The organism is Rathayibacter iranicus NCPPB 2253 = VKM Ac-1602, from assembly GCF_003149025.1.
GTDB classification, from domain to species: domain Bacteria; phylum Actinomycetota; class Actinomycetes; order Actinomycetales; family Microbacteriaceae; genus Rathayibacter; species Rathayibacter iranicus.
Genome location: NZ_QGDV01000013.1, coordinates 33,764 through 51,555, shown reverse-complemented (window position 1 = coordinate 51,555; position 17,792 = coordinate 33,764). Strand labels below are relative to the sequence as shown.

Sequence of the window (17,792 nt, the reverse complement as noted above, 5' to 3'; positions counted from 1 at the left end):
CTGTGACCGGGAGTTTTCCCGGCGGGTCCGCGGCGCGCTCAGACCCCGCGTTCGGTGGGCGGCTGCGTGGCGGCGGGGATCAAGCGGATGAGACTCTCGCGCAGTGCCGTCAGTTCGTCGACCGGGAGATCGAGGCGCTCGAGAATCTGTGGCGGAACCTGCAGCGCCTGTTCGCGCAGTGCGGCTCCCGAGGCGGTGAGGGCGACGTCGAGGCGGCGCTCGTCTCCGGCGCTCCGAGCGCGGGTCACGTGACCACCCGCTTCCAGGCGCTTGACCAGAGGGCTGAGGGTCGCCGGCTCGAGGCGTAGGGCGGTGCTGAGGTCGGTCAGCGAGCGCGGGCTGCGCTCCCAGAGCGCGAGCATCACGAGGTACTGCGGATGCGTGAGGCCGAGCGGCTCGAGCACGGGGCGGTACAGGCCGATGACGGTGCGTGCCGCGACCGCGAGCGAGAAGCACACCTGGTTGTGCAGGGCGAGCAGGTCGGGGTCGGCGGGCGTGGCGGGATCCACGGTGCGCTCCTCTCCTGTGGGCTGATGCTGCTGAGTACCTGGGCTGATGCTGAGTGCACCGCCAATACTTAGTACACTAAGGATATGACGCGAAAGAAGAGCGGCTCCCTCTATCAGCGCTTCAACGCGCGTCTTTTCCCCTGGATCGGCCCGCCGCCGCTGGGCCCCTACGATCAGCCTGAGCAGGAAGCGCCCGCCGGCCAGGCCTGCCCGCTCTGTGGACATCCGATGTCGGAGCATGTCATCGACCGCTCCGGTCCGCGCACACAGCTGTACTGCCCGAACGACGCCTCCTCACTGAACTCCCCTCTTCGGGGGTAGGGATTTTCGGCGGCGCGGGACGATGATGAGGCATGTCCCGCCTCAGTCACACCTCCAGCCGTGTCGTCCAATACTCCCGTTTCGGCGGTGCGGAGGTCCTTGACATCGCCGAGGTGGAGCGCCCCAGCCCAGGCCGCGGGGAGGTGCTCGTCGAGATTCTCGCCGCCGGGGTCAACCACATGGAGGCGTTCATTCGGCAGGGGGAGTTCGACTCCGACCACTCCGCCGCGTTCCCGATGCGCCAGGGCACCGACTTCTCGGGCGTCGTTATCGGCCTTGGCGAGGGGGTTAGCGACCTCAAGCTGCGCAGCGATGTGGTCGGCCACGCGCTCGTCGGCTCGCACGCCACGCACGTCGTCGTGCCGCGGGAGAATCTGGTTGCCAAGCCTGCTGCGGTGAGCTGGGAGGTCGGCGGAGCGCTGTTCCTCGCCGGAGTTACGGCCTGTCGCGCGCTGGAGGCCACGCGAGTGCGGGCCGGCGATACCGTCGTCGTCTCGGCGGCGGCTGGCGGAGTGGGCAGCCTCGAGATCCAGCTCGCCAAGCTCCGCGGCGCCACCGTGATCGGCACCTGCGGCGAGCGCAATTTCGACTACCTACGCCAGATTGGTGTGAAGCCGATCGTCTACGGCGACGGGATCGCGGAGCGTATCCGCGCGGCGGCCCCAGACGGAGTCAGCGTGTTTCTCGACAACTTCGGCGGCACGAATCCCGAGCTGGCCGACGAGCTCGGCATCGTCGATGGGCGCTTCCACTCCAGCGACGACCGCAAGGAGATCGAACTGCGGGCCGTCTGGCCCGACGCCGAAACCGCCCGGCGCGATACCGAGATCCTTGGCGAGCTGGTGGGGCTCGTGCGCGACCAGAAGCTGCGCGTGCTGGTCTCGGGCTTCTACCCGTTCGATCAGGTGCAGGACGCATTCGAGGACCTGGAGAAGCGTCATTCGCGCGGCAAGATCGTGCTCGGCATGAATCCGGTCGACCCCGCGCGCGTCACCAAGGCGCGCGACATCCACGAGGCCGGCCGGTAACTCCACTGCCGGGGGGAACTTCGAACCGTCGAGGGGGGCCAGCGAGCGCTGGCTCCCTCGACGGTTCAAGCTTCCCTGGGCGGGTGGGTGGTGGGCGGGAGTCAGCTCAGGGTCGAGCGGACCGCCGCGCGAGCCTGGGCGAGCGCCGTGTGGAGGGCGTCGACGCTGGCGGAGGTGACGGCTCCCGTGGCAGCGGCCGTGCGCAACTCGGCCCGCACTTCGTCGCGGAACTCGGTGAGCAGCACTTCGGCGTCGCGAAGGGCGAGGCGCGACGCGGTGCGCGCGTCGGTCGTGACGTGCTCATGCGTGTCATGCGTGTCCTGCGTGCCCGGAACGTCCTTCGTGTCCTGCGTCGGGGACGATGGTGACTCGTCAGCGTGCTCGGCGCGTCGTCCGCTCGAGCCACGGGCGTCGCGGGCGGCGCTGGCGAGATCTGCGCGGAGGCTCTTCATTGCCTCCGCTACTCCAAGGCGGACCTCGTCGGCCAGGCGACGGACGGAGTCGGTGAGTTCCTCCTCGATGTCGCCGAGGTCGGTCGCGCGATTCGCGAGCTCGGCACGACCGGCATCGGTGATGGAGTAGACGGTCTTGCGGCCGTCGGCCTCTTTCGTGACGAGGCCCTCCTCCTCGAGCTTCGCCAGGCGCGGATACACGGTGCCCGCACTGGGGGCATAGGTTCCGCCGAAGCGCTCGCTGAGGGCCTGGATCAGTTCGTAGCCGTGGCGCGGCTCCTCGGCGAGGAGGCTGAGCAGGTAGAGGCGGAGACGACCGTGACCGAAGACGGGACTCACAGCACACCTCCGTCGGTTGGGCGCTGCTCATCGGAGGGAGCGGAGCCGGGGGAGCCCCAGCCGCTCCCTTCATCGACAGAGGCCGTGGCGGAGGCGGGTGCGCGGCGAACGACAGTGACGTCGCCCGAGACGGAGTTGGCGGCGACATCGACCCACGTCGAGTCGAGGGAGCCGGTGGTCGAGGTAAAGCCGCGCCCGAAGGTGCCCTTCACGATCGAGCCGTCGAGCTGCAAGTTCCCCGAGACCGTGTTGATCCGGTACCGGGCGCCGAGGCCCTCGTCGACGCGGACCGTGAGGTCTCCGCTGACGGTATTGGACTGGATGTGGTCGGGAGTGCCGTCCGCATCGACGAAGACGTCTCCCGATACGCCATCGACCGAGAAACGGGTGAGTGCGCCGGCTGCGGCCACGTCGCCCGAGATGGTGCGCGCGCTCACGCGGCCGGTGTGGTTGCGGACCGAGAGCTCGCCGTGGACGGTGTTCACCTCGATGTCGCCATGCAGGCCGTCGATGACGATGTCGCCGCCGACCGTCGAGATGCGCGCGTCGCTGTGCAGGCCGGACACCAGGCCGTCGGCAGAGACGGTGTCGAACTTCAAGGCGACACCGCGGGGGACGAGGAGGCTGATGTCGGCGCGATCGCCACGGCGGCCAAGTCCCTTCACGACATCGACGATGGTGTCCCAGCGCAGCTGAATGTGGTCGATCTCGAGACGGTCGCCGTCCATCGAGACCTTGAGAGCGCGTCCGCTCACCTCTGCCACTTCGACGCGAGCCGTGGGTTCGTCGTGGGCGATGACGTCGATCTGACCGCCAACCAGGGCAATCGAGACCGAGCGGACGATGTCGAGGTCGATGACTTTCGATTCGCCCGCCTGCACGAGCCATTTCTCGAGCGACATGAACTCCTCCTCCTGCACCGGATGGGGCGCGTGATCGTAACGCGATATAACGCGAGTGGATGAAATACACGATATATCTCGATCTCGTCGTCGTGCAATGACCGGGCGCCGGCTCTCAGCACCCGTGCAGGTCGGCCACGGCGTTTGGCGCTATCGGCGTCAGCAGTACCCCCTTGACAGTCGGGCCTATCGCGGCGGGAGTTCCGACGCAAGTGGCGAAATCCCAGCCGACGGCGCGGCATGCTCGATACCGGTCCGCCGCTCCCGGAAACGCCCGGGGGCCGCGCGCCCCTGCACGATCCACTCCGACAGACCAGGTGAACCATGGCCACGCAGACCGTTCTTGACGCCGTCCGCAGCGCACCCACCCTGCTTGAGGCGATCAGGGCGGCGGATGAACTCACCGTCGCGGCGGTGAGCGATGGCGGGGGCCGCGCCGTGCGCCTGCTCACCCGGGCCGCAGTGGACCCCTCCGACCAGCTGACGGCCATCGCCGCCGTGCACTCGCTCGCGCAGGTGTTCGACGAGGAGGCGGACCTCTCGCTGCTGCTGCTGCTCGAGCACGAGCGCCCGTTCCTCCGCGAGCACGCCGCCTGGGCGTTCGGCGGACGACTCCCGCGCCCCGCCGCGATAGGTCCGCTGCTGCGGATGGTCCGTGACGGCGACTTCGCGGGCATGCTTGCTCAGCGCACGCTCCTCCTCTGGGCCTCCTCGACCCCCGACCTGCTGGCCGTGGCGCTGGAGAGCGCGCTAATCGGCGAAAGTGACGCCCAGGCACGCGGCCGCTACGTGGAGACCCTGGGGCTGGTTCCCGGCGCGATCGCCGAGCGGACACTCCTGCACATCGCCGCCGATCGCAGCGAGAGTCTGAGCGCGCGAACCGCGGCGACCGAGGCCCTCGGCGAGCGTCGATCCGATGACGCAGAGCTGCTGTTGACCCGGCTGGCGGAGGAGGACGCCCCGATCGGGCCACTCGCCCGCCTGGCGCTCGTGGATCTGGCCCCCGCTCCTGCCACGACCGCCGGGGCGACGATCGCGCAACTCTTCGTACACGCCGACATCGACGGCACGCTCACCCGTGTGGGAGCGGGCGACAACGGTGGTATCGCGACGCTGCTCGTGCGGCTCGGCGACGCGCTCGTCGAGCAGGACGGGATCGAACGCGTGCTCACCCTCTCGCGGGGGACCCCGGCCGACGCTGAGCGCGCTCTCGGTGAACTCTCCTCCTCCGGACACGCCTTCGCTCCCGTGCCGTTCGTAGGTCCCGCCGTGGCCATGCCCCAGGCCTGGAACCGCCGAATCGCCGCCCAACGCGGCATCCGCCGCATCCTTCGAGCGGCGGGGAGGGTCGACGTGCTGCACCTGCGGGTGGCGGACGTCGGATCGCTGGCGGCCGCCGCGGTCGCGCGCGAGCTCGACATCCCCGTCGTGTTCACTCTCGCCCCGGATCCGCACGCGCTGATCTCCGGGCTGGACGCCTCCGGAGCGTTGACCCGCGCCGACTTCGGTGAGCGGGATGTGAGCGAGCACTTCTGGTTCCGGGTGCGCCTCGTGCAGCGCCTTGCCGCCGACGCCGCCCACACCGTGCTCTTCCCGCGCGAGAAGCTCGCCGAGACGATGCAGGATTTGCTCGGCATCGACATCACGGCACATCCCGAGCGGCACTCGACCGTCTCCGAGGGGATCGACGTGCGCCTGGTCGAGCGCGGAGAGGAGGCTGCGCGTGCTTCGGCGGCCGGCGAGTCGGTCGCCCCCGACGAGGGCGACGACCTCGCGCTGCTCGATCGGCTGCTCGCCGCGCTCCCTGAGGCGCGCCGCAGCCTGCCGCTGCTGCTCAGCGTCGGCCGGTTGCACCGGGTCAAGGGGATGGCAACACTGGCGGAGGCGTGGGCGGCCGATCTCGCGCTCCGCGCCCGGGCGAACCTCCTCCTCGTCGGCGGGGACGTGATCGACCCGAGCCCGGACGAGCGCGAGCAACTCGATCGGATCGCCGCCGTCGCGGGCGACGGGCTCCTTGTGGCCGGGCACCGCCCGAACGGCACGGTCTCGCGGTGGCTGGGAGCGGTCCGGCACGGTCGGCCAGGGCTGGCGGCGCCGGGCGGGGCGTATGTCTGCGCGAGCATGAAGGAGGAGTTCGGCATCGCACTGCTTGAAGCGCTTGCCGCAGGCTTGGTCGTCGTCGCGCCCGCGACCGGCGGACCAGCGACCTACGTCGAGGAGGGGGAGACCGGATTCCTCGTCGAGACGTCAGACCCCGCGGCGCTCGCTGGAGCAGCCGCCGCCGCGCTCGACGTGGCGGCAGGACCGTTCAGCGAACGCGCCGCGGCCCGCGGCCGGGCAATGGTCGCCGACCGCTACACGGTGCAGGCAATGGCGCGCGCGCTGGCAGAGGTCTACACGCAGGCGACGGCGGACCAGGAGCATCCCGTCCGCTCTCGCTCCGTCCTGGGAGCCTCGTGACCCTGCTGATCGTCAGTCCCGACTACGCCTCGCACCTGCTCCCGCTGGCGACGCTCGGCACCGCTTGGCAACAGGCGGATGAGCGCGTGGTCGTCGCGACGGGCGAGGCGACCCGGTCGATCGTGGCCAGCTTCGGGTTCGAGCACGTCCGGCTGCGACTCGGGCGCGGGTCGAACCCGGGCACGATCCGCGCCCAGGACCAGGCGCCAGACGAGGGAGCCTCGCTCCGCGGCTTCTTCGACGCCACGCGACTCGGCATGGTTCCCACGCTCACCTACCAGGCGCGTGAGCGGCTGACCGACCTGCTCTGGGACCCGGCCGGTGTCTCCGCTCGACTGCGCGAGATCCTCGACGAGGTGCAGCCGGACACGATCGTGGTCGACCACCTGGCCTTCACGGCGCGCGTCGCGCTGCGCGCGCTCCGTGTGCCGTACGGCGATGTCGTGCTCGGGCACCCGAGTGCGCTGACGGTGCCCGGCGAGGTCTACGGCTTCCCGCCCGTGTGGCCCGACGCGTTCGCGCCGGAACCGGACGACCTCGACGCGTTGCGCGCTCTCTGCGAAGAGGTGCGCGACTCCTTCACCGCCGAGTGGAACGCCGCGCTCGCCGCGCTCGACCCATCCGCGCCCCCCAGCGCCGATGCCTTTGCGGAAACCGGCGACGTGCTGCTGCTGAACTACCCAGGGGAGCTGCACGACCCCGCCCGCAGCGCGCAGCTACCTCCGTATGCGTTCCTCGGCTCGGCGGTCCGAGAGGAGCCAGACGATGCTGAAGTGCAGGCGTGGCTCGCCGCGTCGAGCGACCCGCTCGTCTACGTGAGCTTCGGCAGCTTCCTCTCGGTGCGCGAGGATGTGCTCGCGCGCGTCGTCGCCGCGCTCGCCGAGGTGGAGGCCGAGGGACGACCGGTCCGCGTGGCACTCGCGGTCGGCGCGACGGCCCCGTCGGCGCTCGGCCGGATCCCCGACGGCTGGCTCGTGCGCGGCTTCCTGCCCCAGGTCACCCTGCTGCGTCGTGCCGATCTCGCGGTGAGCCACGGCGGTAATAACAGCGTCACGGAGGCCATGAACGCGGGCGTCCCGCTCGTCGTCTTGCCGTTCTCGACCGACCAGTTCGCGGGTGCCGCCGCCCTCGAGGACGCGGGTGTCGCGGCGGTACTTGACCCGAACTCCGCGACTCCGGATCAGCTCGCCGATGCGGCGCGACGGATGCTCGCCCTGAACGGCGAGGCCCGGGACCGGCTGGACGCGCTCGCCGAGGGGCTCCTTCGTGAGCCTGGGCCGCAGCGCGCACACGCGGCGTTGACCGGCTCGGGTTCGGGTGGCTTTCTTGGTGCCGTGCGATTTGCAGGGGATTCGGCGTTCCGTGAGTGAGTCCATGCCGTGGGGACGGGGGTTTAGTGCGGGAAAGCCTGTAGATCGGACGGGTACCTGCAGATCGCACGGGTACCTGCAGATCGGACGGGTACTTGCAGATCGGACGGGTACTTGCAGATCGGACGAGCAATGACGCCGGCTGAGCGGCGTGGCCCTGCGTGTCGCGACGGTCAGCGCTGCGTGTCGCCGAGGAGGGAGTCCGCCAGCGACAGCGCGCCGCGCACACCCGACTCATCCCCCAGCGCCGGGCGGACGACACGGACCGGGTCGCCTCCCGCCCCCGTCGCTCCCGGAGCGCCCATCAGACGTCTCACCTCCGCCTGGACCGCGTCGATGAGGCCCGGCGTCTTCGATACTCCGCCGCCCACGACGGCCAGGCGTACGCCGGTGACGTACGCCAGCGTCATGACGAGCTGCGCGAGGTAGTAGGAGCTGAAGCGGAGGTTCGCCGCGGCCGCTTCCGCCCCAAGGCTCGATCCGTCGATTCCCCACCTGGCGGCGATCGCGGGGCCCGCCACCAGGCCCTCGACGCAGTCGCCGTGGAACGGGCAGGTGCCCTCGAAGCGGTCCTCGGGGTGGCGGCGGGGCAGCAGGTGGGCGACTTCGGGCCAGCCGCTGCCGGCGAGGAGGCGACCGCCGGAGATGATGCCTCCGCCGACTCCGGTGCCGACAGTGAGGTAGGCGAAATGGCCCACCCCCACTCCCGCACCCCACCGCGCCTCGCCGAGGGCAGCGCCATTGACGTCGGTGACCAGTCCCGTGCGAGCGCCGGGAGCGGCGTCCCGGATCGGGCCGAGGACGTCCGTGCCCTCCCAGCCGAGCTTCGGTGTCGACGTCAGTCGGCCGTAGCCGGGGGAGCTCGGAGTGATATCGAGCGGCCCGAAGGAGGCGACGCCCACGGCGGCGACGCTCCCCTCGACTCCGTGGCCGTTCACGAATGCGGCGAGGTCCGCGAGGGTTTCGGCGGGTCCGCGAGTGGGCAGCGTGGTCGTGGCGAGGATTCGCTCGGGGTCGTCGCGCGCTGCCACCGCGGCGACCACCTTGGTGCCCCCGGTCTCGATCCCGATGAGGAGGGTGGTGACACTCATGGTTCTCCGTGGGGTGCGTGGCTGGGCCGTCCCTGCTCAGCAGGCGGTTGCCCTGCATCTTCACACGGCTCGCCCCCATCGGGGGAACCCCGAACCGTTAACGGAGGGCTCCCCCCTCGACAGTCCCCGCTACTTCACCACCGCGGCGGTGGCGGCGGAGGTGCGCGTCGTGGTCGTGTAGCCGGTCTTCTTGCCGGTGACGGTGACCGTGATCTTTGTGCCCACCGTGGCGGTCGTCGGCTTATAGGTCGCCGCCGTCGCGCCCGAGACGGTGACGCCGTTCGCCTTCCACTGGTAGGACAGAGCGACGGGCGACGGACCCCAGGTGCCGGGCTTCGCGGTGAGGGTCGAGCCGACCTTGGCAGTGCCGCTGACGGTCGGAGTCGCCGCCGTGAGCGTCCCGGCAACGACGGCGCTCGTCGTCGCCGATGACGTCGAAGCATCGGTATATCCGGACTTCGATCCGGTGACCGTCACCGTGATCCGCTTCCCGAGCGTCGCCCCCGTCGGTCTGTAGGTAGAGGAGGTGGCGCCGCTCAGCGCGGTGCCGTTCGCCTTCCACTGATAGGAGAACGTGACGGGCGAAGGTCCCCAAGCGCCCGGAACCGCGCTGAGCGCAGAGCCGACGCGGGCTGTTCCCGTGATGGTGGGCGTGGCAGTGCTGAGGGCGCCGGCGGCGACGACGCTGGTGGCGGTTGAGGTTCGGTTCGCGGAGATGTAGCCCGACTTCGATCCGGTGACTGTCACCGTGATTCGCTTCCCGCTGGTGGCGGCGGAGGGCCTGTAGGTCGACGAAGTCGCTCCAGACAAAGCCGCTCCGTTAGCGTTCCACTGGTACGCCAGAATGACCGGAGACGGCCCCCACGTGCCCGGCGCAGCGCTGAGGACGGAGCCGACCTTCGCCGTCCCGGACACTGTCGGGGTTACGGCCGCGAGCGTGCCTCCGATCACCGCTGCCGTGCCGGAGGAGACGCGGGTGGTCGAGACGTAGCCCGACTTTGCTCCGGTGACGGCGACAGTAATGACCTTGCCGACATCGGCCGCGAGTGGCCGGTAGGTGCTGGCGGTCGCCCCGCTGATCGCGGTGCCTGCCGCGTGCCACTGGTAGGTGAGCGTGACTGGGGAGGGCCCCCAGGTCCCAGCGTTCGCCGTGAGGCTTGATCCGACGGCGGGTGTGCCGGCGATGGTCGGCGTCGCGGCAGTGAGGGCGGCGCCGCGCAGGGCGACGACGGTCGCTGCGGTCGGGCTCTCGCCTCCGGCGTTCACTGCGGAGACGGTGAGCGTGTATGTGCCGTTGGCTGCGAGATTCGTGAAGGTAAAGGAGCGGGTGGAGGAGCCGACCGTGGTCGACCAAGGCCCGGAGCCGGCGTTGTCGACGCCGTTGCGCGAGACTCGATAGCCGCTGATCACTGGATTGCCGGCCGAGGTCGGCGGGGCCCACGAGATCGTCGCGGTCCTGGCGGCGTCGTTGGTGGATCCGGAGACCGCGGTGGGTGCGGATGGCGGCGAGTACGGGTTCGCGACTTGAGTGACGGAGCTGACTTCACCGCTGCCGACCGCGTTGATCGACTGCACGGTGAACGTGTACGGGGTGTTCGGGCGCAGGTTGGTGAAGGTCTGCGACCGCCTGTCGGCGGCAACGACCGTGGACCAGGGACCGCTGCCGGAAGCATCGGTGCCGCTGCGTCCGACTCGGTAGCCGGTGATGTCAGTGCCGCCGTCACTCCAAGGGTTATCCCACGAAACCGTGATCGAGCTGCCTGAGGAGAAGGCGGACACGTTGCTCGGAGCGCCCGGTGTGGTGGTGCTAGTGCTGATGCTGACGCAGGCAGCTGGAGAATCCGCGTAGCTGATGTATTCCGAGTAGGACCGCTCCCTTTGCGAAGAAGCCCAGATGCAGAACTCATAGCGGTGGAACGGTTCGAGTTCCATCTCGTAAGAGGTGTCGGCCTGTGAAATGGTGCCGTCGAAGTTCTCGTAGTCGTTATCGTCATCCGACGAGGAGAGGTCATCGAGCGTGAAGTGATAGCTCTCGAAGGTGCAGAGCTTGGCGTCGACGGAGGGTCGACTCCAGCGGGCGGATGCGAGAGACGTTTCTGTGTCGACCGCGACGGTGAGATTGCCCGGCGCCGGGACATCCCAGAAATGGGTGAAAGCGGTTTCGGCTGGGCTGCTCTGAGAAGAGGACGGTGCAAGCCGTATGCCTTCGCTGCCGCCGGTGAAGGGCGCGCTGAAATTCGTCACGCTCGAGACCTCGAAGAAATACGGGTCGTAGGAACGACCGAGGTCGAGTGTGACGCTGGTCTTCCCAGTGACCTCGACGAGGCTCACGGTGTACCGCTCCTCGGTGCCCTCTTCGTCCCAGTAGTTGGACGCGATTGCGTAGACATGGATCCGGTAGCCGGCGGGCGCTGACGCAGGCGGTGTCCACGAGACCGTGACCGCGTCCGTGCAGCTGTTGTCTGATGCGACCACATTTGTCGGCGCGGCTGGAGCGCCCGCGGCCTGTGTCGGAGTTGCGACGAAAAAGGAGAGGAGGAGAGCGAGCAGGAGCCCGACGCTGAGGGTCTTCGTGCGCATGAGTGCGTTTCCAGCTTCGTCGCGGGGAGAAGACCGACGGACGTCGGGCTGCGAGGATCGTCCCACTGGCTGGCGGATGCCCGTAGTCCCCCTTTTTGGGGTAACTGTCGCCGAATGCTGCCTGGGTGTCGCTGGGGGACCCTCCAACCATCAAGGGAGCCCTATCCGGCTGGTTTCCACTACGGTCCGGGGTTCCCCGCTGGGCGGGCAGGACGCCGTGGATGTGCGCGGGGAGGGGTGCGTGCGCAGGATTCGTGCGTCCCACTGTAGGGATTGCGGGATTGTCGCGTGTCAGACTGGGCGGGAGCGTGCTCGCACCCAGCCGGGGCACGGAGCCACTGGACCCGGTCCGCTCATCCGCATCCTTTCGCAGGAGGACTCGAATGACCGATACCGCTGTGCGCCCCCAGGCGCCGATCCGCACGCCCGTCGCCACATCGATCCTGATGTGCCCGCCCGAGTACTTCACCGTCGTCTACCGCATCAATCCGTGGATGGATCCGCAGGTCCCCACCGACACCGCGCTTGCCCTCCGGCAGTGGCACACGCTCTACGACACGTATGTCGACCTCGGTTTCGCGATCGAGCTGATCGAGCCCGAGGCAGGCCTGCCGGACATGGTGTACGCCGCCAACGGCGGATTCGTGATCGATGGAATCGCCTACGGCGCCGCCTTTACCTACCCCGAACGCCAGCCTGAGGGCCCGGCCTACATGGACTGGTTCCGCTCGGCCGGCTTCGACGTCCGAGTCCCCGAGGAGGTCAATGAGGGCGAGGGCGACTTCCTGCTCGTCGGCGAGCGGATCCTCGCCGGCACCGGCTTCCGCTCCGCCTCCGACTCGCACGCCGAAGTCGCCCGCATCTTCGGCCGCGAAGTCGTCACGCTCGAGCTGGTGAATCCGTCCTTCTACCACCTCGACACCGCGATCGCGGTCCTCGACGACGAGACCATCGCCTACCTGCCCAGTGCATTCAACGAGGACGGTAACCGCACCCTCCGCGAGCTGTACCCCGACGCGATTCTGGTGGCGGAGGAGGACGCGTCGGTGCTCGGCCTCAATTCCTTCTCGGACGGCCTGAACGTGGTCATCGCCTCGCGCGCGACCGGCTTCGAGCGCCAGCTGCGCGAGCGTGGCTACAACCCGATCGGCGTCGACCTGTCCGAGCTGCTGCTCGGCGGCGGCGGCGTGAAGTGCTGCACGCTCGAGCTGCGGCGCTGATTCCACCCGCCGCTATCTAGCGCTGACCCCACCCTCCACTGTCCAAAAGTTGTCGCGTTCGGCGCCGAGTGCGACAACTTTTGGAGAGTCGACCGTCCCCACAGGAGGAACGACATGAGCATCACCGCGACCGCAGCCTTCATCGCCGCGGAGGAGGAGCACGCCGCCCACAACTACCACCCGCTGCCGGTCGTCGCCGCCACGGGCGAAGGCGCCTGGATCACCGACGTCGAGGGTCGCCGCTACCTCGACTGCCTCGCCGCCTACTCCGCGGTGAACTTCGGCCACTCCCACCCGGCGCTGCTGGAAGCGGCGCGCGCGCAGCTCGGCCGCGTCACCCTCACCAGCCGCGCATTCCACAACGACCGCCTCGGCCCGTTCGTCACGGCGCTGGCCGAGCTCGCGGGCAAGGACATGGTCCTGCCGATGAACACCGGCGCGGAGGCGGTCGAGTCGGGCATCAAGGTCGCCCGCGCCTGGGGATACCGCGTTAAGGGCGTCATGCCGGGATGCGCGAACATCGTCGTTGCGGCGGGCAACTTCCACGGCCGCACCACGACGATCATCTCGTTCAGCGACGACGACCAGGCGAGAGACGGCTTCGCTCCGTTCACGCCCGGCTTCCGCACGGTCCCCTTCGGCGACGCCGAGGCTCTCGAGGCCGCGATCGACGACGACACGGTGGCCGTGCTGATCGAGCCGATCCAGGGCGAGGCGGGCATCGTCGTCCCGCCCGCCGACTACCTCCCGGCCGTGCGCGAAATCACGAGCCGTCGCAACGTCCTCTTCATCGCCGACGAGATCCAGTCAGGCCTGGGCCGCACCGGCGCGACCTTCGCGTGCGACCTGGTCGGCGTGGTGCCCGATATCTACCTGCTCGGCAAGGCGCTCGGCGGAGGCATCGTGCCGGTGTCGGCTGTCGTCGCGAACTCCAACGTGCTCGGGGTCCTGCGGCCGGGCGAGCACGGGTCGACGTTCGGCGGCAATCCGCTCGCTGCGGCCGTCGGACTCGCGGTGGTCGAGCTGCTCGCCACCGGCGAGTATCAGGCGCTCGCCCGCGAGCGCGGCGCCCAGCTGCGCGCTCGACTCCAGACGCTGATCGGCCGTGGAGTCGTCGCCGTCCGCGGAGCCGGGCTCTGGGCGGGCATCGACATCGACCCCGAGCTCGCCTCGGGCCGCGCGGTCTGCGACGCGCTGATGGCACGCGGCATCCTCGCGAAGGACACGCACGGCTCGACCATCCGCCTGGCGCCGCCGCTGGTCGTTACCGCCGCCGAGATCGACTTCGCGGTCGACGCGCTGGAGGCGGTCCTCGCCACCCTCCGCTGACCGCCGCCCGCCCCGATGCCACTTGAGCTCGTATTCGTGCCGCGTACTGAAGGTGCATCTCGCGTGGGGGATCAAAGGAGGGTCGCGAGGGTGAGAGGAGTGGCGTCCCGCCAGGCGCCGACCAGGATCCGCTCGCCCAGGAGGAAGGGAGCATCGAGGACCCGCGCGAGGACGAGCGTCCCGTCGTCCGTCTCGGTCGTGGTCGTGCGGGAGTCGCTCCGGGTGCTCATTGAGGCGGGCGGATGAACCGATCCGGCACTCGTTCCGCTGCCCCGCACCATCACCGTCGGCGGACATCGGACGCGCTGCCCGTCCTCCTCGACGTACTGCTCGGCCTCCCCTGCGCCGGAGTGGATCGCCGCGACGAACGCCGCCACGGCGACCGGGTCGTGCATCCCGTCGTAGACCCATCGCCGCCCGAGAACGGAATGCTCGGCCGTCGCGAGGAGCCACTCCTCTCCGCCCGGGAGTGGAGTGTCGCGATAGGTCAGCGGCACTTGGAGGGGCGGTTGACCGGGCGCCTGGACAAGAAGGGTCTCACTACCGACCCTGCCTGCGGGATCGTCGAAGCGGTAAGCGCCGAGCTGGCTGAAGCCTCCGACCGCGCACCACGGCTGGGTCGGCGCCCATGCCTCTACGATCTCGAGCTTGCCGGGAGTGATCGTCGCGCGGTGCAGCTGAGCCATGTGCCGAGGGTAGGACTCTCGGTCGTCGGGGGACCGAAGCCGGCGAGCTCAGGTGTGTCGCGTCACCAACGAAGGATGGATCCAGTCCGGGCGCCGTGAATCCGCGGAAATACGCTGCCGCGGGACGATCCTTCCTTCGTTTGTTACGCCGGACGTCGGCGCGCGGCCACACGCTTCTCGAAGTCGGAACGGCGCCGCTCGATGCCGGTCGATCGTCCCTCCACAGGCAAATACCCGTGAGGAAAGCGTGAGGATCCGCTCCTTCACGGCTGGACTGACCGTCACGGCGAGTAGAAACGTCCAGTGACCTCTTCCGTCCTGCGCGGCGACCCTGACGCTCTTGAGCCCGCCCCCCTCTCCGCCGCGCGCGCGGAAGGGCTGAAAGCCTGGCTCCTTGAAGGGCTGCGCGACGGCTCCGGAGCCCACCCCGGGCCGCATGCGGCCACGGCCAAGACCCACTCGTGGTGGCGCGTGATGTGCCTGACGGGCGTCGACTACTTCTCCACCCTCGGCTACCAGCCGGCGATCGCGGCGCTCGCCGCGGGCCTCGTCTCGCCGCTCGCGACGATCGTGCTGGTGGTGCTGACCCTCCTTGGCGCCTTGCCCGTCTATAGGCGAGTTGCGCGCGAGAGCTTCCGCGGGGAGGGCTCGATCGCGATGCTCGAGCGTTTGCTGCCGTGGTGGGGCGGCAAGCTCTTCGTCCTCGTGCTGCTGGGCTTCGCGGCCACCGATTTCATGATCACGATCACCCTGTCTGCGGCCGACGCGACAGCGCACGCCGTCGAGAACCCGTTCGCTCCGGCCTGGTTCCACGGTGCGGAGGTGCCGCTCACGCTGGGCCTCATTGCACTGCTGGGCGTCGTGTTCCTCCGTGGTTTCCGCGAGGCGATCTCGATCGCGGTGGTGCTCGTTGCCGTGTTCCTCCTCCTCAACGCGATCGTGATCGCTGTTGCCATCGCGCACGTCGCCGAGAACCCGGTCGTGATCGGCGACTGGTGGTCGGCGCTGACGACCCAGCACGGCAATCCGCTGATCATGGTGGGTATTGCGCTGATCGTGTTTCCGAAGTTGGCGCTCGGGCTCTCGGGCTTCGAGACGGGAGTTGCGGTCATGCCGCAGATCCGCGGCGACGCGGGCGACACCGACGACGCGCCCGTCGGCCGCATCCGCGGGGCGAAGCGCCTGCTGATTACCGCCGCCGTGACCATGTCGGCGTTCCTCATCACGTCGAGCTTCGTGACGACGCTGTTGATCCCGCAGGCGCAGTTCCAGCCGGGAGGCGAGGCCAACGGCCGCGCGCTCGCCTACCTCGCGCATCAGTACCTCGGCGAGGGCTTCGGCACCGTCTACGACGTCGCGACGATCTGCATCCTCTGGTTCGCGGGCGCCTCTGCTCTCGCGGGCCTGCTCAACATCGTGCCGCGCTACCTGCCGCGCTACGGGATGGCTCCGCAGTGGGCCGGAGCCGTTCGCCCGCTGGTCCTCGTCTTCACCCTCGTGGCCTTCGTCATCACCATCGTCTTCCAGGCCGATGTCGACGCGCAGGGCGGTGCCTATGCGACCGGTGTGTTGGTGCTTATCACCTCCGCCTCGGTCGCGGTGTTCCTCTCGGCTAAGCGCAAGAAGCAGCGCAAGCGTGCGATCGGCTTCGCGACCATCGCGCTGGTGTTCGTCTACACGACGGTCGTCAACGTCGTCGAGCGGCCCGATGGCGTGCGGATCGCGGCGGTCTTCATCGTCGGCATCCTTGCTGTCTCGCTCACCTCGCGCGTGCACCGCTCGTTCCAGCTGCGCGCCACCTCGGTGACCTTCGACGCCGCGGCGCTCGACTTTCTCACCACCGATGCTGACGACTACGGCGTGATCCGTCTCCTCGCGAATGAGCCCGATGACGGCTCCGAGGCGGAGTACCGCGACAAGCTCGCCGAGGAGCAGCGCGACAGCAATCTGCCTCTGCGCGGGCCTGTGCTGTTCCTCGAGGTGCACACCACCGACTCCTCCGACTTCGAGGAGGATCTGGTCGTGCAGGGTCGCATTTGCCACGGTTTCCGGGTGCTCACGGTGACCAGCGGGAATATCCCGAACACCATTGCGACGGTACTTCTCGAGATCCGTGACCTGACGGGCGTTATCCCCGACGTCTACTTCGAGTGGACCGAGGGCGGGCCGATGGCGAATATGTTCCGGTTTTTGATCACCGGCACCGGCGAGGTTGCACCCGTCACTCGCGAGGTCTTGCGCCGCGCAGAGCCCCGCCGCGACCGCCGCCCGGGCGTACACGTGGGATGACGCCGTGGGCGCTGCGCGGGCAGGTCCACTGCGCTGGCGTGCCCGCCGAACGGCTTTTGACGACAAGACCGAGTGCGCATTCGGTCGAGGTGCCAAAATCGGCCACATAACGTCGTTCGATTACGGGAGAACTATGCGGATACAACGAATACTGGCCATCACGGCGCTAGTAATTACTATTGGGTGTGTAGCGCCAGTGGCTTCTGCGCAAGCAAACGCGGCTCCCAACGATCCGGTCGATCTCATTCAATCGTTGGCGGGCGATCTTGTGCTCCCTTCGTCCGAGAATGTGACCCTGAGTCAAGGGGCCGGCTCTTCAGCGGTCGATGATGCGCCCGGCGGCAATATAGTGGTCACGTCTTCGGAGTATGACGCTTCCGTCGATGTGGCGCTGAGTGCCACCGCGACGCAGAAACAAACCGACCGGAACGGCTATATCACCTATTCCTCGCCAGATGAGGCCTTTTCGACGGCCATACGGCCCACCGCAACTGGTGCTCAGATTTTCTTCTCGGCGGCGGGAGTGGAAGAACTCGACGACATGGATGTCTCCTTCCATGTGAAGAGCCATCTGCTGAACGAGGACGGGAGCGTGTATCTCTTCCTTGAAGACGGCCAGACCATCTTCGTCGAGAAGCCGTGGGCGAGGGACTCGTCGGGAGCGGATCTCGCGACCCACTTCGAGATCGCTGATGACAGCATTCGACAGATCATCGACGAACCATCCAGAGTCCAGTTCCCCCTGGTCGCAGATCCTGCGTGGAACTACACGAGAGACTATGGAATCGGTACAACGACACCTGGAGTGGCGAAGAAGGTCCTGCACGGGTGCTTCAATTGCTACTTCCCCGTGCCCGGCGCGCCGAGGGACTTTCCCGCGCCTGGTGGTGACCTTCCTCTATATTTGGCAACAATGAATTTGCACTGCACCTTCAACCAGGAGCGGACCGGGCCATTCCCTGATGAGCCAACCTACTCCTTCATGTTCGACGCGGCAGAGGGCCATGTGGACGGCATTGGTTCGCGAATTACGTTCGCCTTCTTCAAGAAGCCGGGCGAGGGGACGTATACTCGCAGTGTGCACGGACACATCGTCAATGACAACCCGGGTGGTTTGGGGAAGCCTCCATACCTTGTAGGGGCGACTGCTCAATGGGCAATCTTCCAACATAATATGACCGACATTAGTATAATGAGCTGAATCGGCAGAAGGAGC

Annotated in this window: 14 protein-coding genes; 8 read left to right on the top strand and 6 right to left on the bottom strand. The window is 68.4% G+C overall.

Annotated features, from left to right (window positions below; translation table 11 throughout):
* Positions 1–38: 38 nt before the first annotated feature.
* Entirely contained in the window at positions 39–509 is a 471-nt protein-coding gene (locus B0H03_RS12570; protein WP_104266030.1) for a MarR family winged helix-turn-helix transcriptional regulator, read from the bottom strand.
* A gap of 84 nt (positions 510–593) precedes the next feature.
* Here B0H03_RS12570 and B0H03_RS12565 point away from each other — a divergent pair, with 84 nt between their 5' ends.
* The gene (locus B0H03_RS12565; RefSeq protein ID WP_104266031.1) at positions 594–830 is read left to right on the top strand and encodes a hypothetical protein; all 237 of its coding nucleotides are present in this window, start codon (positions 594–596) and stop codon (positions 828–830) included.
* A 32-nt stretch (positions 831–862) separates the two neighbouring features.
* Positions 863–1,858 (top strand): NADP-dependent oxidoreductase, encoded by a 996-nt coding sequence (locus B0H03_RS12560; RefSeq protein WP_104266032.1) that lies wholly within the window; start codon positions 863–865, stop codon positions 1,856–1,858.
* Between the two features lie 101 nt (positions 1,859–1,959).
* Here the strand turns inward: B0H03_RS12560 and B0H03_RS12555 are convergent, their stop codons facing one another.
* On the bottom strand, positions 1,960–2,649 hold the full coding sequence (locus tag B0H03_RS12555; RefSeq protein ID WP_104266033.1) for a PadR family transcriptional regulator: 690 nt from the start codon (positions 2,647–2,649) through the stop codon (positions 1,960–1,962).
* Entirely contained in the window at positions 2,646–3,551 is a 906-nt protein-coding gene (locus B0H03_RS12550; RefSeq protein WP_237399561.1) for a DUF4097 family beta strand repeat-containing protein, read from the bottom strand. Before B0H03_RS12550 ends, B0H03_RS12555 begins: the two co-directional genes overlap by 4 nt.
* A gap of 324 nt (positions 3,552–3,875) precedes the next feature.
* Between B0H03_RS12550 and B0H03_RS12545 the strand changes: the two genes are divergently transcribed.
* Complete coding sequence (locus tag B0H03_RS12545; protein ID WP_104354031.1) at positions 3,876–6,011, top strand: glycosyltransferase; 2,136 nt, start codon at positions 3,876–3,878, stop codon at positions 6,009–6,011.
* Positions 6,008–7,381, top strand: a complete 1,374-nt coding sequence (locus B0H03_RS12540; protein ID WP_104266035.1) for a nucleotide disphospho-sugar-binding domain-containing protein — start codon at positions 6,008–6,010, stop codon at positions 7,379–7,381. Before B0H03_RS12545 ends, B0H03_RS12540 begins: the two co-directional genes overlap by 4 nt.
* A 173-nt stretch (positions 7,382–7,554) precedes the next feature.
* On the opposite strand, the gene B0H03_RS12535 is transcribed toward B0H03_RS12540, so the two are convergent.
* Complete coding sequence (locus B0H03_RS12535) at positions 7,555–8,472, bottom strand: ROK family protein (RefSeq protein ID WP_104266036.1); 918 nt, start codon at positions 8,470–8,472, stop codon at positions 7,555–7,557.
* Between the two features lie 129 nt (positions 8,473–8,601).
* A complete protein-coding gene (locus B0H03_RS12530) occupies positions 8,602–11,052 on the bottom strand; it encodes a fibronectin type III domain-containing protein (RefSeq protein ID WP_104266037.1) in 2,451 nt (816 codons plus the stop codon).
* A gap of 383 nt (positions 11,053–11,435) precedes the next feature.
* Here B0H03_RS12530 and ddaH point away from each other — a divergent pair, with 383 nt between their 5' ends.
* Both ddaH and rocD read left to right on the top strand, forming a co-directional pair.
* Positions 11,436–12,272 carry a dimethylargininase gene (gene ddaH, locus B0H03_RS12525; protein WP_104266038.1) on the top strand — a complete coding sequence of 279 codons (837 nt, stop codon included), beginning with the start codon at positions 11,436–11,438 and terminating at the stop codon, positions 12,270–12,272.
* Positions 12,273–12,386: 114 nt separating this feature from the next.
* Positions 12,387–13,601 carry an ornithine--oxo-acid transaminase gene (gene rocD / locus B0H03_RS12520; RefSeq protein WP_104266039.1) on the top strand — a complete coding sequence of 405 codons (1,215 nt, stop codon included), beginning with the start codon at positions 12,387–12,389 and terminating at the stop codon, positions 13,599–13,601.
* Between the two features lie 71 nt (positions 13,602–13,672).
* Here the strand turns inward: rocD and B0H03_RS12515 are convergent, their stop codons facing one another.
* On the bottom strand, positions 13,673–14,287 hold the full coding sequence (locus tag B0H03_RS12515) for a maltokinase N-terminal cap-like domain-containing protein (RefSeq protein WP_104266040.1): 615 nt from the start codon (positions 14,285–14,287) through the stop codon (positions 13,673–13,675).
* 474 nt (positions 14,288–14,761) lie between these two features.
* On the opposite strand from B0H03_RS12515, the gene B0H03_RS12510 reads away from it, so the two are divergent.
* Both B0H03_RS12510 and B0H03_RS12505 read left to right on the top strand, forming a co-directional pair.
* On the top strand, positions 14,762–16,576 hold the full coding sequence (locus B0H03_RS12510) for an amino acid permease (RefSeq protein ID WP_237399570.1): 1,815 nt from the start codon (positions 14,762–14,764) through the stop codon (positions 16,574–16,576).
* Positions 16,577–16,772: 196 nt separating this feature from the next.
* Positions 16,773–17,777 (top strand): hypothetical protein, encoded by a 1,005-nt coding sequence (locus tag B0H03_RS12505; protein ID WP_127844046.1) that lies wholly within the window; start codon positions 16,773–16,775, stop codon positions 17,775–17,777.
* The last annotated feature ends 15 nt before the right edge of the window (positions 17,778–17,792 follow it).

Excerpts from the sequence above, each read along its gene's own strand:
- B0H03_RS12565 (WP_104266031.1), top strand. The coding sequence starts at position 594 with ATGACGCGAAAGAAGAGCGGCTCCCTCTATCAGCGCTTCAACGCGCGT.
- B0H03_RS12560 (WP_104266032.1), top strand. The coding sequence starts at position 863 with ATGTCCCGCCTCAGTCACACCTCCAGCCGTGTCGTCCAATACTCCCGT.
- B0H03_RS12550 (WP_237399561.1), bottom strand. The coding sequence starts at position 3,551 with ATGTCGCTCGAGAAATGGCTCGTGCAGGCGGGCGAATCGAAAGTCATC.
- B0H03_RS12545 (WP_104354031.1), top strand. The coding sequence starts at position 3,876 with ATGGCCACGCAGACCGTTCTTGACGCCGTCCGCAGCGCACCCACCCTG.
- B0H03_RS12535 (WP_104266036.1), bottom strand. The coding sequence starts at position 8,472 with ATGAGTGTCACCACCCTCCTCATCGGGATCGAGACCGGGGGCACCAAG.
- B0H03_RS12530 (WP_104266037.1), bottom strand. The coding sequence starts at position 11,052 with ATGCGCACGAAGACCCTCAGCGTCGGGCTCCTGCTCGCTCTCCTCCTC.
- ddaH (WP_104266038.1), top strand. The coding sequence starts at position 11,436 with ATGACCGATACCGCTGTGCGCCCCCAGGCGCCGATCCGCACGCCCGTC.
- rocD (WP_104266039.1), top strand. The coding sequence starts at position 12,387 with ATGAGCATCACCGCGACCGCAGCCTTCATCGCCGCGGAGGAGGAGCAC.
- B0H03_RS12515 (WP_104266040.1), bottom strand. The coding sequence starts at position 14,287 with ATGGCTCAGCTGCACCGCGCGACGATCACTCCCGGCAAGCTCGAGATC.
- B0H03_RS12510 (WP_237399570.1), top strand. The coding sequence starts at position 14,762 with ATGTGCCTGACGGGCGTCGACTACTTCTCCACCCTCGGCTACCAGCCG.